The sequence below is a fragment of the Kitasatospora purpeofusca genome (assembly GCF_042691725.1).
Taxonomy (GTDB): Bacteria; Actinomycetota; Actinomycetes; order Streptomycetales; family Streptomycetaceae; genus Kitasatospora; species Kitasatospora purpeofusca_B.
Window position 1 is genome coordinate 2,542,965 of the sequence record NZ_CP170483.1, and the last position, 15,909, is coordinate 2,558,873.

Genomic DNA, 15,909 nt, shown 5'->3' on the forward strand with positions numbered 1-15,909 from the left:
CGGCGGGCCGCCGCCCGGGTCGAAGGGTGTCTACCGTCCGGTCGGGTCGGCCTCCGGGTCAGAGGCGTTCGCCGGCCGGAACGGGGCCGGGGGCGGTGCCCGCGCCGAAGGGGGCGCCGCCGAGGCTCTCGCGGTGGTGCGCGGTCAGCCAGCCGCGCGTGTCGGGCCCCGCGGCGATCACCCGGGTCGGGTTGATGGCCGCGTGCACGTAGTAGTAGTGGGTGCGGATGTGGCCGAAGTGCGTCGTGTCGCCGAAGCCCGGGGTCTGGAAGAGGTCGCGGGCGTAGGCCCACAGCGCCGGGTACTCGGACAGCTTGCGGATGTTGCACTTGAAGTGGCCGTGGTAGACGGCGTCGAAGCGCACGAGGGTGGGGAAGAGCCGGATGTCGGCCTCGGTGAGGGCGTCGCCCAGCAGGTAGCGGCGGCCGGTGAGGCGTTCCTCCAGCGCGTCGAGGCGGCCGAAGACGGCGCCGACCGCCGCGTCGTAGTGCTTCTGGTCCGGGGCGAAACCGGCCCGGTACACGGCGTTGTTGAGGTCCTGGTAGATCTCCTCGCACAGCGTGTCGATCTCGTCGCGCAGGGCCTCGGGGTACAGCTCGGGGGCGCCGGGCCGGGCCAGCGGGGCCCATTCGGCGCCCAGGTCAAGGGTGAGGCGGTCGAAGTCGTTGGTCACCAGGTGGCCGGTCTCGACGTCGACGAGCGCGGGCACGCTGACCCCGCCGGTGTACCGGGGGTCGCGGGCGAGGTAGGCCTCCCGCAGCGCGTGGATGCCGAGCACCGGGTCCTTGCCCCCGGGGCTGCCCGTCCCCTCGCTGAACACCCAGTGGTCCTCGCCGGCGATGACCTCCTGGAGGGGGTCGGTGACGGCGAGCGAGATGGCGTCCTCCAGGCCCATGAGCCGGCGGACGATCACGGCCCGGTGCGCCCACGGGCAGGCGCGGTTGATGACGAGGCGGTAGCGGCCTGCCACGGCCTCGCGGCCGAAGCGGCCGTCCGCGGTCACCCGGTCGGTGAAGGCCGCGGGGGCCCGCCGCAGTTCCTCGGTGGGAGGGGAGTCGGAGCTCACGCGCGCGGACCCTTCGTCGTCGGCGGGATGTTGTGGTTGTAGCGGAACATGTTCCCCGGGTCGTACGCGCTCTTGGCGGCGACCAGCCGCTCGTACGCCTCCGGCGTGAAGGCCTGGCGGACGTCCTCGGGGTCGGTGTGCGCCACGCCCGCCATGAAGTTGAGGGTGCGGGTGCCGTTGTTCCACGGCCGGAAGGTCTCGACGACCAGGTCGTGTCCGTCGAGGACGGCCTGGTCCTCACCGATGCCGAGGACGCCCGCCGAGTACAGCTGGAAGGCGGCGGAGGTGTGCGCGACGGCGTTGGGCACCCGGGGCGGCCGGGACAGGGCGCCGCCGAGGTGGCGGATCTCGATGCCGACGGCGCTCTTCGTGCCGGGGCCGACCAGGGCGAGGATCGCCTCGACCGTGTGGTGGTCGAGTCGGGTCAGCTGGAAGGTGTTGATGTGGTACGAGCCGGGCGTGGGCGGGTCGTTGTGGATCGTGCCCACGTCGGTGTACGGGATGTCGGCGAGGGTGTCCAGGAGCGGGGTGGCGACCGCGCGCAGCGGCGCGACGAGCCGGGCGCCCTCCTCCTCCGGGCCCAGGTAGGACAGCCGCAGGTGGAGGGCGAAGCGGCCGCGGATCTCCTCGGGGACCTCCGGGACGTCCGGCCAGTCGAGCATGAAGAAGGAGGAGCTGAACTCGTCCGGCAGCTCCTCGATCCAGGTGCGGTAGAAGTGCAGCACCTCGCGGACGGACTCGGCCGGGAAGAACAGCCCGCCGCCGTAGAGCCGCCGGACCGGGACGAGTTCGGCCTCCAGGGCGGTGACGACGCCGAAGTTCCCCTTGCCGCCGCGCAGCGCCCAGAACAGCTCGGGGTTCTCGTCCTCGGTGGCGGTGCGCGCCTCGCCGTCGGCGGTGACGACCTCGATCCGCCGGACGTGGTCGGCGGCGTAGCCGTAGCGCCGGGAGAGCAGGCCGATGCCGCCGCCGAGCGTGTACGAGACGGCGCCGACGAACGGCGCGGAGCCGTTCAGCGGTGCGAGGCCGTGCCGGGCTGCCGCCGGGATCACGTCCTGCCACAGCGTGCCGGCCTCGACGCGGACGGTGCGCCGGTCGGGGTCGACCTGACAGCCGTTCATCCTGCGGGTGGTGAGGAGCAGGGCACCGCCGTCGGCGCCGAGGGCCGCACCGTGCCCGGTGGCCTGGACGGCGACACCCAGACCGTGGTCGCGGGCGAAGCGGACGGCGGCGACGACGTCGTCCGCGTGGACGGCTCCGACGATCAGGGCCGGGTGGTGGACGACGGAGCGGTCGAAGCCCAGGGCCTCGTCGTCGTAGCCGGGGTCACCGGGCAGGAGGACCGGGCCGCGGACGGTCTCGGCCAGGGCCCGGACCGCCTCGGGAGGAAGGTCCGCCGGACGGTTCTGCTCACTCACGTGTGGTTCCTCGACTCGTGGATCAGTTGCTCGGGGCGCCGGCGGTGGTGAACTCGAAGGTGGGGGTGCGCCGGGCCCCTACCCGCTCCAGCGTCTCGGCCAGCAGGTGGACCTGGTCGAGCGAGCTGTTGGCGGGGTAGAGGATGAGGTCGTCGACGCCCGCCTCGCTGAGGGTGACCAGCTCTTGGTGGAGCCGCTCGTCGCTGTCGAGGGAGTCGCCGCGGACCCCCGGGTAGTACGGCGATTCCTTGGAGCCGTAGTAGTGGGCCACGTAGTCGTCGGTGAGTCCGACGGCCTCGGGGCCGCAGCAGAAGTAGCGTCCGGTGATGACCTGCGGGCGGTCCGCGCGGTCGGCCCTGGCCCAGGCCTCGTTGACCCCCTTCACGCCGCTGCGCAGGAGGTCCGCGTTGAACGTCGGGGCGACCCAGCCGTCGCCGAAGCGCGCGGCCCGGTCGTATCCGGCCTGGATGAGACCGCCGATGAGCAGCTTGGGGCGCCCCTTTCCGGGCAGGGGGGTGGGACCGGAGAGGCCGGTGATCTCGCCGTCCCACACCCGGCGCATCTCCTGGAGGGCGTCGTCGAAGAGCCGGCCGTGGCCGTTCGCCGGGGCGCCGCTGATGACGAAGTCGTCGGGCCAGCCGCCGATGCCGAGGCCCGCGGTGAGTCGGCCGCCGGAGATCAGGTCGATCGAGGCGAGCTGCTTGGCGAACAGGATGGGGTTGTTGCGCCAGCCGACGTTCAGGACGCTGGTGAGCAGTTGGACGCGCTCGGTCGCGGCGGCGGCGATGCCGAGGCAGACCAGCGGGTCGAGGACGTCGTACAGCAGCCGGTCGATCGAGCCCAGGGAGTGGAAGCCCACCTGCTCGCTCTCCTCCGCCCACCGCTTGATCTCACGCGGAGGACGCCCGGGGATGGCGTTGGGCAGACCAATTCCGATTTTCACAATGACTCCATCCGGCCTGGGGCATGACGCGACCAGCGCGCCCGAGTGCGGGATTCCGCGCAGGTGTCGGACGCGCAGGAGGACGATAGGCGCAGAGATCCATCCGGGTCTTGAACGGATCGGACACATGTGTCCGGGCGCACCGAGGGCCTGATCTCCTCCTCAAGGAGCCTTGGCCAGACCGGTCCGGTGCTTTAGATTGCCCGCATCACGTGACGGGCTTTCCCGGGGCTCTGTCACGCACGGGGGGATCTCGGGTAGCCGGCCGGTCCGACGGCCGGAGGCAGTCATCAGCGTTGCTCGACTCCTGTTGATTCCCGCCGTTTGCGTGGGCGCAAAGCCATGCCTCCAGACAGGGGCTCCGAGGCCGGACCCGCCTCCACCGAGAGGATCTTCGATGCTTCACAGGACGCGCCTGTTACTCCTGTCCCTGATCGCCGCGCTGTGCGCCGCGCTGCTGTCCGCGCCCGCCGCCGCCGCGACGGACACCGGCTCGCGGCACTACCGGCTGGTGTGGGACGATTTCCGCAGAGGCTTCCGCGACTCCGGACCCAACGCCCGCTGGGTGTACGCGGGCTACGGTCCCTTCACGCCGGACGACGCGGTGGCGAGCACCTCGCCGCGCGGCCTCCGGCTGGTGCCGAAGGGGGTCAACTCCCGTACGGGAGAACCGGCGTTCTCGCAGACCGTCCCCCAGGACTACCCGATGGGCGGAGAGCTCGACCACGCCAAGTGGGTCACCCTGACGTCCCATCAGGCCTCCACGGGTTACGCCGGGTTCGACGCGGTTCCGGGATACGAGCTGAGCTGTGAGACCTGGCTGACGGCCCGCACGTACGGAACCGCCGGGCACCCCTTCGGCCCGTCCGTCCCCGCCGACGACCTGCGGCTCGCCGCGGCCGCCGTCAACGCCGTCGACGCCGAGACGGGCCTGATATTCGACTTCTTCGTCACCGGCGACAAGGTGTACGCCTTCTACGAGCGCAGCCCGTACTACCACGACACGCTGGGCGACTACGCCTCGTTCGCGTTCGCGATACCGGTGGCGGACCGGAACCCGGCGACGAAGAACCACCTCCGGATAGGCTACGACCGCGCCGCGGGGGTCGTGCGCTGGTACGTCGACGGCAAGAAGGTCTACGAGGTGGGCCGGCTCGGTCACCACGTGTCCCGGGCCCACATGGTCCTGGACCACGGCGGGACGCAGAAAGACGTCCGCCCGCGCCAGCTGAACTGCGGGATGGGGCTGTTCTCCGTGCTGGACGGCTCCGCCCCCGGCCGCCCGGGCTCCGGTCTCGTGCGACTCACGGACGCGAAGCCGTTCTACTTCGACCCGGCGACCGGGGCGCCCGCGGAGCAGCGCTTCCAGGACGACGCGAGCCTGCCGGGCAGCCGGCTCTTCGGGCAGGGCGCGGAGCTCGCGATGGATCGTTACGTCATATCCAGCCGACCTGTCGGCAGGGACTGACCGGCGTGGTCCCGGGGCCGTCGAGTCACGCTCGGCGGCCTGCCGGTCGGCTGCCGTCCGAGGCCGGGCCGGTCAGCAGCACCCTTCGCGCCTGCGGTCGTCCCTCGCGGCCTCGGACACCTTCTCGTCGGCCCTGGTGGCGCCCCGCTCGACGAGGCGGGAGGAAAGCGATCCCGCCGGGCTGCTGCGGCCGCGTGCGCGCCCGATCCGGACACTGACACGCCAGCGGCCCGAACGCACCCTGCCAACCGGTTCTCCACCTGCGGACATCCGCCCGAGGGGGCCGCCGGTGCGCTCAGCGCTGGTCCCACGGCGGGCGCGGCGGGCGGGTCGGGAGCGGGTACTCGGGGGGCGGGGCGGTCGGGCGGTCGCTGTCCGGCGGGGGCGGGGAGGGGCGGTGGTGCGGGCCGCCGCCGCGGGCGGTGATGCGGCCGCGGACGTTGTCGGCGGCGAGCACGTCGGCCCACCGCTCGGGGTACTCGGAGGGCACGTCGAGGTCCTCGCCCTCGTCCTCCCAGTACTCCTCCTCGCCGCCCTCGGCGAGGCCGAGCTCGCGCGCCCGGCGGGCCCGTTCGACGGCGCGCCGGGCGGCCACCTCGCGGACCACGGCGGCGGCCGCCTCCTCGTGGGCGCGCTCGTTCTCGGCGCGGGCGTCGGCGGTCTCCAGGGTGGGCCAGCGGCGGTCTATGGCCGCGTTCATGGCCGCGCCGATGAGCACCGCGAGCGCCACCACGAAGATCCACAGCAGCACGGCCACCGGCGCGGCCAGCGAGCCGTACACCGAGTGGCCCTCGATCGAGCTGACCAGGTACAGCCGCAGCGCCACGCTGCAGAAGACCAGCACCACCAGGGCGACCAGGGCGCCGGGGATGTCCTCGCGCCAGGGCGTGGAGACCGGCACCGCCAGGTGGTAGAGGGTGGTCAGCGAGACGATCAGCAGCAGGATCGCGAACGGCCAGTAGACGGCGTTGAGCAGCCCGGCGCTCTCCGGCACCGCGTTGGTCACCAGTTCCGGCCCGGCCATCAGCAGCGGCAGCACCAGCGAGCCGATCACCAGCGCGCCGAGGTAGAGGCCGAGCGACATCAGCCGGGTCTTGACGATGCCCCGTCTGCCGTCCAGCCCGTACATCACGGTGATGGTGTCGATGAAGATGTAGAGCGCCCGGGACCCGGACCACAGCGACAGCAGGAAGCCGATCGAGATCAGGTCGGGCCGGGTCTGGTCGAAGACCTGTTTCAGCAGCGGCTGCACCACCTGGGTGATGGAGGAGTCCGAGAGGACCGTGCCGGCCGCCTTGACGATGTCGGCCTTCAGCTTCTCGATGGTGCCGGCGCCGAGGAAGTCGTCCAGGTAGCCGAGCGTGCCGGCCAGGCAGAGCAGCAGCGGCGGGATGGAGAGGAGGGTGAAGAAGGCCGCCTCCGCGGCGAGCCCGGTGACCCGGTACTCGACGCAGGTGTTGGTGGTGTCCTTGACCAGGGCCCAGGCGGTGGTCCGCCAGGTGACCTGCTTGGTCGCCCGCCGGCGCCGGGAGCCCTTGCCCCGCCGCCGGGAGGGCCGCTCGGGGTTCGGCCTGGTCGTTTCGCCTGCTGCTTGCACAGGGGTAACGGTATCGGGCCGGGACCGGTCGGCCGATCTCCCGGGGTCCCGGCGCCGCGCGGACGGCACCGGCGACGGTACGAGCGACGACATGAGCGGGTCCGTGAGCGAGACCGTGAGCGGGTCCATGAGCGGGACCGTGAGGACGGCCCGCGGGGCCCCGGTCGGCGGGAGCGGCGGGAACGCTCCGACATCTCATGATCCGAAACCACGGCATCCAGAATGCGGACGTTAGTGGACCGCGAGTCGTGCGCCGTGCGAATCTCTTGCCATGCCGAGCGCCGGAACCACCCTAGTAGGTCGACTGCACGTCGATCTCCTTCGCGTGTCCAGCGCCATCTGTCCGGTGACCTGAGCCCCTCCCCGCCGCCTCCCACCGCACCCGGCGCCATCTCCCCGCCATCCCCGCCGAAGCGGATGCGCAGGCGCCCGCCCGGCCACCGCGACTGCTCTCCCGGACCCGACAAAACCGCAGGTCACAGCAGCACCGCACCGCCGAGCACGCCCAGCGACCCACCCGGCGTCAGAGCCACCTGCCCCGAAGGACTTCACCATGGCCACCACCCCCGAGACCGCCGAGCCCCCGGCCGACCGCGCCCCCGCGCGCCGCCCCGCCGCCGCTCGCAAGGTGACCCGTCACCGCGGCGAGGGCCAGTGGGGCATGGGCCACTTCACCCCTCTGAACGCCAACGAGCAGTTCAAGAAGGATGACGACGGTCTCAATGTGCGGACACGTATTGAGACGATCTACGCGCACCGGGGCTTCGACTCGATCGACCCGGCCGACCTGCGCGGCCGGATGCGCTGGTGGGGTCTGTACACCCAGCGCAAGGAGGGCATCGACGGCGGCAAGACCGCGATCCTGGATCCGCACGAGCTCGACGCCGAGTACTTCATGCTCCGCGTCCGGATCGACGGCGGCCGGCTGACGGTCGCCCAGCTGCGCGCCATCGCCGAGGTCTCCGAGCAGTACGGCCGCAACACCGCCGACCTGACCGACCGCCAGAACGTCCAGTACCACTGGATCCGGATCGAGGACGTCCCGGCGATCTGGCAGAAGCTGGAGGCCGTCGGCCTGTCCACCACCGAGGCCTGCGGCGACACCCCGCGCGTCATCCTCGGCTCCCCGGTGGCCGGCATCGCCGAGGACGAGATCATCGACGGCACCCCCGCCATCGACGAGATCCACCGCCGCTTCATCGGCAACAAGGACTTCTCCAACCTGCCGCGCAAGTTCAAGTCCGCCGTCTCCGGCTCCCCGCTGCTGGACGTCGCCCACGAGATCAACGACATCGCCTTCGTCGGCGTGGTCCACCCCGAGCACGGCCCCGGCTTCGACCTCTGGGTCGGCGGCGGCCTGTCCACCAACCCCCGGCTCGGCGTCCGGCTCGGCGCGTGGGTCCCGCTGGACGAGGTCGCCGACGTCTTCGGCGGCGTCATCGGCATCTTCCGCGACTACGGCTACCGCCGCCTGCGCAACCGCGCCCGGCTGAAGTTCCTGGTCGCCGACTGGGGCACCGAGAAGTTCCGCCAGGTGCTGGAGGACGAGTACCTCAAGTACAAGCTGATCGACGGTCCCGCCCCGCAGCAGCCCGCCGGCCGCTGGCGCGACCACGTCGGCGTGCACCGGCAGCAGGACGGCAACTACTACGTCGGCTTCGCGCCGCGGGTCGGCCGGGTCGACGGCCGGCTGCTCGGGCAGATCGCCGACCTCGCCGAGGCGCACGGCAGCGACCGGCTGCGCACCACCGCCGAGCAGAAGATGATCGTCCTCGACGTCGCCGAGGACCGGGTCGAGTCGCTGGTGGCCGGGCTGGAGGCGCTGGACCTGCGGGTCACCCCCTCGCCGTTCCGCCGCGGCACCATGGCCTGCACCGGCATCGAGTACTGCAAGCTCGCCATCGTCGAGACCAAGGAGCGCGGCCGCACGCTCATCGACGAGATGGAGAAGCGGCTGCCCGAGTTCGACGAGCCGCTGACCATCAACATCAACGGCTGCCCGAACGCCTGCGCCCGCATCCAGGTCGCGGACATCGGTCTCAAGGGCCAGCTGGTGACGGACGAGCAGGGCAACCAGGTCGAGGGCTACCAGGTGCACCTGGGCGGCGCGCTCGGCCTGGAGGCCGGCTTCGGCCGCAAGGTCCGCGGCCTCAAGGTCACCAGCGAGGGCCTGCCCGACTACGTCGAGCGGGTGCTGACCCGGTACCAGGAGGACCGCACCGAGGGCGAGCGCTTCGCCCAGTGGGCGGCCCGGGCGAACGAGGAGCAGCTGTCGTGAGCGAGCGAACCGTCAAGAGGTGCGCGTCTCGCGAAGCGACCGCCGAGCGCAGCGAGGTGGCCGCATGAGCGAGCGCGCGGCCCCCTTCTTCTGCCCGTACTGCGGGGACGAGGACCTGCGCCCCTCGGAGGCCGGGCACGGCGCCTGGGAGTGCCACGGGTGCCGCCGGGCCTTCCAGCTGAAGTTCCTCGGCCTGCTGTCACCGACCAACGGGGGTAACCAGAGTGACCGGCACGACGACTGACCACGAGGAGCTGGCCACCCGGGCCGGCCGGGAGCTGGAGGAGGCCACCGCGCAGGAGATCCTGCGCTGGGCCGCCGACACCTTCGGCAGGCGCTTCTGCGTCACCTCCTCGATGGAGGACGCGGTCGTCGCCCACCTGGCCGCCTCGGCCCTCCCCGGCGTGGACGTGGTCTTCCTGGACACCGGCTACCACTTCCCCGAGACCATCGGCACCCGGGACGCGGTGGCGGCGACCATGCCGGTCAACGTCATCACGCTCACCCCGGCGCTGACCGTGGCCGAGCAGGACGCCCGGTACGGGCCGCAGCTGCACGACCGCGATCCGGACCTGTGCTGCTCGCTGCGGAAGGTCGAGCCGCTGAACCGCGGCCTCGGCGGCTACGACGCCTGGGCCACCGGGCTGCGCCGCGACGAGTCCCCGACCCGCGCGAACACCCCGGTGGTCGCCTGGGACGCCCGGCGCCGCAAGGTCAAGATCGCCCCGATCGCCCGCTGGACGCAGGAGGACGTCGACGCCTACGTCAACGCCCACGGCGTGCTGCTCAACCCGCTGCTGTGGGAGGGCTACACCTCGGTCGGCTGCTCCCCGCTCTCCTGCACCCGCAAGCCGGGCGAGGGCGAGGACACCCGGTCCGGCCGCTGGTCCGGCTCCGGCAAGACCGAGTGCGGAATCCACCTCTAGACCCGAACACCCGTCAACTTCCGTTCTAAGGACTGCCAAGTGACCACAGCCGACACCCTGGCCGCCGCCGGAGCCGCAGGGGCGGCCCGCGCGGCCGGCCCCTGCGAGCGCGGCGCCACCGTGTGGCTGACCGGGCTGCCGAGCGCGGGCAAGACCACGCTCGCCTTCGCCCTGGCCGAGCGGCTGCGCGCCGAGGGCCACAAGGTCGAGGTCCTGGACGGCGACGAGATCCGCGAGTTCCTCTCCAAGGGCCTCGGCTTCAGCCGCGAGGACCGGCACACCAACGTCACCCGGATCGGCTTCGTCGCCGAGAAGCTCGCCGCCAACGGTGTCAAGGTGCTCGCCCCGGTGATCGCGCCCTACGCCGACTCCCGCGCCGCCGTGCGCGAGCGGCACGCCGACCACGGCACGGACTTCCTGGAGATCCACGTCGCCACCCCGGTGGAGCTGTGCGCCGAGCGCGACGTCAAGGGGCTGTACGCGAAGCAGGCGGCCGGTGAGCTCTCCGGCCTCACCGGCGTCGACGACCCCTACGAGGCGCCCGAGCGCCCGGAGCTGCGGCTCCAGACCCAGGGCCGCGCGGTCGCCGAGTCCGCCGCCGAACTGCACGCCTTCCTGACCGAGAGGGGCCTGGCATGACCACCGCGACCGGCAGCCTGCTCCGCACCGACGACAACCCCTTCGCGCTGTCCCACCTGGACGCGCTGGAGGCCGAGTCGGTGCACATCTTCCGCGAGGTCGCGGGGGAGTTCGAGCGCCCGGTGATCCTGTTCTCCGGCGGCAAGGACTCCATCGTCATGCTGCACCTGGCGCTCAAGGCCTTCCGGCCGGCCGCGATCCCGTTCTCGCTGCTGCACGTCGACACCGGCCACAACTTCCCCGAGGTCATCGACTACCGGGACCGCGTGGCGGCCGAGCACAACCTGCGCCTGCACGTCGCCTCCGTCCAGGACTTCATCGACCGCGGCGTGCTGCGCGAGCGCCCCGACGGCACCCGCAACCCGCTGCAGACGGTCCCGCTGCTCGACGCCATCGAGAAGGGCCGCTTCGACGCCGTCTTCGGCGGCGGCCGCCGCGACGAGGAGAAGGCCCGAGCCAAGGAGCGCGTCTTCTCGCTGCGCGACGAGTTCGGCGCCTGGGACCCGCGCCGCCAGCGCCCCGAGCTGTGGTCGCTCTACAACGGCCGGCACGCCGTCGGCGAGCACGTGCGCGTCTTCCCGCTCTCCAACTGGACCGAGCTGGACGTCTGGCAGTACATCGAGCGGGAGGGCATCGAGCTCCCGGAGATCTACTACGCCCACGAGCGCGACGTCTTCGCCCGCGGCGGCATGTGGCTGACCGCCGGCGAGTGGGGCGGCCCCAAGGAGAACGAGCCGGTCGAGCGGCGGCTGATCCGCTACCGCACCGTCGGTGACATGTCCTGCACCGGTGCCGTCGACTCCGACGCCACCACCATCCAGGCCGTCATCGTCGAGATCGCCGCCAGCCGCCTCACCGAGCGCGGCGCCACCCGCGCCGACGACAAGCTCTCCGAGGCCGCGATGGAAGACCGCAAGCGCGAGGGATACTTCTAATGAGCACCACCCAGGACACCACCGCCACCTCGCTGCTGCGCTTCGCCACCGCCGGCTCCGTCGACGACGGCAAGTCCACCCTGGTCGGCCGCCTGCTGCACGACTCCAAGTCGGTGCTGGCGGACCAGCTGGAGGCCGTCGAGCGCGTCTCCCTGGGCCGCGGCCAGGAGGCGCCCGACCTCGCGCTGCTCACCGACGGCCTTCGCGCCGAGCGCGAGCAGGGCATCACCATCGACGTCGCCTACCGCTACTTCGCCACGCCCCGGCGGCGGTTCATCCTCGCCGACACCCCCGGGCACGTGCAGTACACCCGGAACATGGTCACCGGCGCCTCCACCGCCGAGCTGGCCGTCGTGCTGGTCGACGCCCGCAACGGCGTGGTCGAGCAGACCCGCCGGCACGCCGCCGTCGCCGCCCTGCTGCGGGTGCCGCACGTGGTGCTGGCCGTCAACAAGATGGACCTGGTCGACTACGCCGAGCCCGTCTTCGCCGCCATCGCCGCCGAGTTCACCGCCTACGCGGCCTCGCTCGGCGTCCAGGACGTCGTCGCCGTCCCGATCTCCGCGCTCGCCGGGGACAACGTCGTCGAGCCGTCCGCGCGCATGGACTGGTACGGCGGCCCGACCCTGCTGGAGCACCTGGAGACGGTGCCGGTCGGCAGCGACCCGAGCGCCGAGCCGGCCCGCTTCCCGGTCCAGTACGTGATCCGCCCGCAGACCGAGGACCACCCGGACTACCGCGGCTACGCGGGCCAGCTGGCCTCCGGCGTGCTGCGCGTCGGCGACGCCGTCACCGTGCTGCCCTCCGGCCACACCACCACCGTCACCGCCATCGACGCCCTCGGCCGGGCCACCGACATCGCCTGGGCCCCCCAGTCGGTCACCGTGCGCCTCGCCGACGACATCGACATCTCCCGCGGCGACCTCATCTCGGCCGGCCCCGCGCCCGTCCCCACCAAGGACATCGAGGCGACCGTCAGCCACCTCAACGAGCGGCCGCTGCGGGCCGGCGACAAGGTGCTGCTCAAGCACACCACCCGCACGGTCCGCGCGCTGGTCAAGGAGATCAGCTACCGGATCGACATCGACACGCTGGAGCAGCGCTCCGGCGCCGACGGCCTGAGCGTCAACGACATCGGCCACGTGGTGCTGCGCACCGCCGAGCCGCTGGCGCTCGACGAGTACCGCGACAACCGCCGGACCGGCTCGTTCCTGCTGATCGACCCGGCCGACGGCACCACCCTCACCGCCGGCATGGCGGGCGAGGCCTTCGAGACCGTACGCACCACCGAGGCCAACGAACCCGACGAGGAGGACTGGGTCTGATGCCCAGCGAGGCGTTCTCGGGCATGGACAAGGAAGGCGGCCGCATCGGCAGCGGCGTCCTCGGCAGCGGCCAGGGCGGCCTGACGCGATGTGTGGGCCGACAGGGCTGAGAACCGCCCTGTCACCGGGCCGGCCCGCTGTCCCTCCCCACAGCAGGCACAGTGGAGCCCCGGCCCGGCTTGCCCGGCACCCCGTACGGTGCCGCAAGCGCCACCCTTGACCGACCTTCCGCCCCGAGACCGCCTCCTGACGGTCCGTCCGCGAACAGGACTCTCACCATGGCACCGAACCAGGCACTCCCGCATACCCCGGCACACCCCGGCGCCGGCCGGATCAGACGCTCCGCCGCGGCCGCCGTGGCCGGCCTCACCGCCGTCGCGCTGCTCTCCGCCTGCGGGTACGGCTCCAAGGACGACGACAAGAAGACCAACGCCGCCGGTGATTCCGCCTCCGGATCGGCCGCCGCGTCCGGCGCCAAGCTCTCCGCCGACACGGTGAAGATCGGCTACTTCGCCAACCTGACCCACGGCACCCCGCTGGTCGGCCTCCAGGACGGCATATTCCAGAAGGAGCTGGGCTCCACCCAGATCAAGACCCAGGTCTTCAACGCGGGCCCGGCCGAGATCGAGGCGCTCAACGCCGGCTCCATCGACATCGGCTGGATCGGCCCCTCCCCGGCGATCAACGGCTACACCAAGTCCGAGGGCAAGTCGCTGAAGATCATCGGCGGTTCGGCCTCCGGCGGCGTCAAGCTGGTGGCCAACCCGGACAAGGTCGCCTCGCTGGACGACCTCAAGGGCAAGAAGATCGCCACCCCGCAGCTGGGCAACACCCAGGACGTGGCGCTGCTCAACTACCTGGCGGGCAAGGGCTTCAAGGTCGACGCCGCCTCCGGCGCCGGCGACGTCAGCGTGGTGCGCAGCGACAACAAGGTCACCCCGGACGCCTACAAGCAGGGCTCCATCGACGCCGCCTGGGTGCCCGAGCCGACCGCCTCCAAGCTGGTCACCCTCGGTGCGAAGGTCCTGCTCAACGAGAAGGACATCTGGCCGGACAAGAAGTTCGTGATCACCAACATCATCGTCTCGCAGAAGTTCCTCACGGAGCACCCCGACGTGGTCGAGGCCGTGCTGCGCGGCTCGGTGAGCACCAACGCCTACATCAAGGCCAACCCGGACAAGGCCAAGGCCACCGCCAACGAGGCCATCAAGAAGGAGGCCGGCAACGCGCTGGACGCGGCCATCCTCGACCCGGCCTGGGCCGACATCGACTTCCTGGACGACCCGCTGGCCTCCACCCTGCAGACCGAGGCCGACAACGCCGTCACCGCCGGCCTGCTCAAGAAGCCGAACCTGAACGGCATCTACGACCTCACGCTGCTCAACAAGGTGCTGAAGGAGAAGGGGCAGAGCCCCGTCGCGGACGCCGGACTCGGCGCCAAGTAGCGTCCGAAGGACCGCACCACCGCACTCGGATCCCCGCGGTCCGGCCCCCGCCCCGCCCGTACCGATGCCCGCTCGATGCCCCGAGCGCGGGCGGGGCGGGGGCCCGGACCTCGGTCCTCTCCCTGACACCGCACGCCAGACCACACCACGCAGGAGGTGCCCGGAATGACCCCGGCACTGACCACCTCGGACGACGCCCCCGGCGTCGGCACTCGCGACGGCGCCCCCGCCGTCCGGATCTCGCACGTCCACAAGTCCTTCGGCCGCCCCGGCGCGCAGACGCACGTCCTGGACGACATCACCCTCGATGTCGCCCCGGGCGAGTTCGTCACGCTCCTCGGCGCCTCGGGCTGCGGCAAGTCCACCCTGCTCAACCTGGTCGCCGGCCTCGACAAGCCCACCGCGGGCAGCATCGAGGTACCCGGAGGACGCCCGGCGCTGATGTTCCAGGAACACGCGCTCTTCCCCTGGCTCACGGCCGGCAAGAACATCGAACTCGCCCTCAAGCTCGCCGGCGTGGCCCGCCCCGAGCGCCGCCCCGAGGCCGAGCGCCTGCTCGAACTCGTCCGGCTCGACGGCTCCTACGCCAAGCGGGTGCACGAGCTGTCCGGCGGCATGCGCCAGCGTGTCGCGATGGCCCGCGCCCTCGCCCAGGGCAGCCAGGTGCTGCTCATGGACGAGCCGTTCGCCGCCCTGGACGCCATCACCCGCGACGTCCTGCACGACGAGATCACCCGGATCTGGGCCGAGCAGAAGCTGTCGGTCCTCTTCGTCACCCACAACGTGCGGGAGGCCGTCCGGCTCGCCCAGCGCGTGGTGCTGCTCTCCTCCCGCCCCGGCCGGGTCAACCGCGAGTGGCGCATCGACCTCCCGCAGCCGCGCCGGATCGAGTCCTCCGGCGTGGCCGACCTGTCCATCGAGATCACCGAAGAACTGCGTGGGGAGATCCGCCGCCATGGCCAGCACTGACACCACCACCAAGGCCGGGCCGGGTCACGCGGGCACCGTCGCCGACTTCGCCAGTGTCGGGTCGGGGCTGGACGCCCTGGACGCCGTCGTCACCCAGCGCAACTCCACCACCGAGACGCTGCGGCAGAAGGTCCTGCCGCCGCTGCTCGGCGTCTTCCTGGTGATCGCCCTCTGGCAGGGCGCCTACAGCCTCCACGTCACCACCGCGTACAAGCTCCCCAGCCCGCTGGACGTCTGGCGGGCCGCCGAGGACCTCTGGTACCAGGGCACGCTGTTCTCGATCATCTGGACCAGCGTCTGGCGCGGCCTGTCCGGCTTCCTGGTCGCGCTGGTCATCGGCACCCCGATCGGCCTGGTGGTCGCCCGGGTCAAGCCGGTGCGCGCCGCGCTCGGGCCGGTCCTCTCCGGCCTCCAGTCGCTGCCCTCGGTCGCCTGGGTGCCCGCCGCCGTCATCTGGCTCGGCATCAACGACTCGATGATGTACGCGGTCATCCTGCTCGGCGCCGTCCCGTCCATCGCCAACGGCCTGGTCGCGGGCATCGACCAGGTCCCGCCGCTGTTCCTGCGGGCCGGGCGCACCATCGGCGCCACCGGCCTCACCGGCGCCCGGCACATCCTGCTGCCCGCCGCCCTGCCCGGCTACCTGGCCGGGCTCAAGCAGGGCTGGGCCTTCTCCTGGCGCTCGCTGATGGCCGCCGAACTCGTCGCCTCCTCCCCCGACCTGGGCCTCGGCCTCGGCCGGTTCCTGGAGAACCAGCGCGAGTTCTCCGACATGGCGGGCGTCCTGCTCGGCATCATCCTCATCCTGTTCGTGGGCATCGCCATCGAACTGCTCGTCTTCACCCCGGTCGAGCGCCGGGTCCTGCGCAACCGCGGCCTGCTGGCCTCCGGCAAGTGAGA

General features: G+C 71.9%; 15 protein-coding genes. 11 read left to right on the plus strand and 4 right to left on the minus strand.

Annotation, left to right across the window (positions count from 1 at the left end; translation table 11 throughout):
* Positions 1–58: 58 nt before the first annotated feature.
* Genes ACFCLZ_RS10415 through ACFCLZ_RS10425 form a run of 3 tightly spaced genes read right to left on the minus strand, consistent with a single transcriptional unit; the run spans position 59 to position 3,427 of the window.
* Complete coding sequence (locus ACFCLZ_RS10415; protein ID WP_380284550.1) at positions 59–1,066, minus strand: glutathione S-transferase family protein; 1,008 nt, start codon at positions 1,064–1,066, stop codon at positions 59–61.
* The gene (locus tag ACFCLZ_RS10420) at positions 1,063–2,484 is read right to left on the minus strand and encodes an FAD-binding oxidoreductase (RefSeq protein WP_380284551.1); all 1,422 of its coding nucleotides are present in this window, start codon (positions 2,482–2,484) and stop codon (positions 1,063–1,065) included. Before ACFCLZ_RS10420 ends, ACFCLZ_RS10415 begins: the two co-directional genes overlap by 4 nt.
* A 22-nt stretch (positions 2,485–2,506) precedes the next feature.
* The gene (locus tag ACFCLZ_RS10425; RefSeq protein ID WP_380284552.1) at positions 2,507–3,427 is read right to left on the minus strand and encodes an LLM class flavin-dependent oxidoreductase; all 921 of its coding nucleotides are present in this window, start codon (positions 3,425–3,427) and stop codon (positions 2,507–2,509) included.
* 397 nt (positions 3,428–3,824) lie between these two features.
* On the opposite strand from ACFCLZ_RS10425, the gene ACFCLZ_RS10430 reads away from it, so the two are divergent.
* A complete protein-coding gene (locus ACFCLZ_RS10430; protein ID WP_380284554.1) occupies positions 3,825–4,895 on the plus strand; it encodes a DUF6081 family protein in 1,071 nt (356 codons plus the stop codon).
* Between the two features lie 295 nt (positions 4,896–5,190).
* Here ACFCLZ_RS10430 and ACFCLZ_RS10435 read toward each other — a convergent pair whose 3' ends face one another.
* On the minus strand, positions 5,191–6,492 hold the full coding sequence (locus tag ACFCLZ_RS10435; protein ID WP_380284556.1) for a YihY/virulence factor BrkB family protein: 1,302 nt from the start codon (positions 6,490–6,492) through the stop codon (positions 5,191–5,193).
* Positions 6,493–6,763: 271 nt separating this feature from the next.
* Between ACFCLZ_RS10435 and ACFCLZ_RS10440 the strand changes: the two genes are divergently transcribed.
* From ACFCLZ_RS10440 to ACFCLZ_RS10485, 10 genes are all read left to right on the plus strand, one after another.
* A complete protein-coding gene (locus ACFCLZ_RS10440; protein ID WP_310593185.1) occupies positions 6,764–6,847 on the plus strand; it encodes a putative leader peptide in 84 nt (27 codons plus the stop codon).
* Between the two features lie 198 nt (positions 6,848–7,045).
* Complete coding sequence (locus tag ACFCLZ_RS10445; protein WP_380284557.1) at positions 7,046–8,770, plus strand: nitrite/sulfite reductase; 1,725 nt, start codon at positions 7,046–7,048, stop codon at positions 8,768–8,770.
* Positions 8,771–8,834: 64 nt separating this feature from the next.
* The gene (locus tag ACFCLZ_RS10450; RefSeq protein WP_350543785.1) at positions 8,835–9,014 is read left to right on the plus strand and encodes a hypothetical protein; all 180 of its coding nucleotides are present in this window, start codon (positions 8,835–8,837) and stop codon (positions 9,012–9,014) included.
* Entirely contained in the window at positions 8,995–9,696 is a 702-nt protein-coding gene (locus ACFCLZ_RS10455; RefSeq protein ID WP_380284558.1) for a phosphoadenylyl-sulfate reductase, read from the plus strand. The genes ACFCLZ_RS10450 and ACFCLZ_RS10455 overlap by 20 nt, the downstream gene beginning before the upstream one ends.
* 57 nt (positions 9,697–9,753) lie before the next feature.
* The gene (cysC, locus tag ACFCLZ_RS10460) at positions 9,754–10,335 is read left to right on the plus strand and encodes an adenylyl-sulfate kinase (protein WP_380286131.1); all 582 of its coding nucleotides are present in this window, start codon (positions 9,754–9,756) and stop codon (positions 10,333–10,335) included.
* Positions 10,332–11,270, plus strand: a complete 939-nt coding sequence (gene cysD, locus ACFCLZ_RS10465; RefSeq protein ID WP_380284559.1) for a sulfate adenylyltransferase subunit CysD — start codon at positions 10,332–10,334, stop codon at positions 11,268–11,270. The genes cysC and cysD overlap by 4 nt, the downstream gene beginning before the upstream one ends.
* The gene (locus tag ACFCLZ_RS10470; RefSeq protein ID WP_380284560.1) at positions 11,270–12,595 is read left to right on the plus strand and encodes a sulfate adenylyltransferase subunit 1; all 1,326 of its coding nucleotides are present in this window, start codon (positions 11,270–11,272) and stop codon (positions 12,593–12,595) included. The genes cysD and ACFCLZ_RS10470 overlap by 1 nt, the downstream gene beginning before the upstream one ends.
* 278 nt (positions 12,596–12,873) lie before the next feature.
* The gene (locus ACFCLZ_RS10475; protein ID WP_380284561.1) at positions 12,874–14,040 is read left to right on the plus strand and encodes an aliphatic sulfonate ABC transporter substrate-binding protein; all 1,167 of its coding nucleotides are present in this window, start codon (positions 12,874–12,876) and stop codon (positions 14,038–14,040) included.
* A gap of 165 nt (positions 14,041–14,205) precedes the next feature.
* Positions 14,206–15,009, plus strand: coding sequence for an ABC transporter ATP-binding protein (locus ACFCLZ_RS10480; RefSeq protein WP_380284562.1), 804 nt, complete (start codon positions 14,206–14,208; stop codon positions 15,007–15,009).
* Positions 14,996–15,907, plus strand: a complete 912-nt coding sequence (locus ACFCLZ_RS10485; RefSeq protein ID WP_380284563.1) for an ABC transporter permease — start codon at positions 14,996–14,998, stop codon at positions 15,905–15,907. The genes ACFCLZ_RS10480 and ACFCLZ_RS10485 overlap by 14 nt, the downstream gene beginning before the upstream one ends.
* The last annotated feature ends 2 nt before the right edge of the window (positions 15,908–15,909 follow it).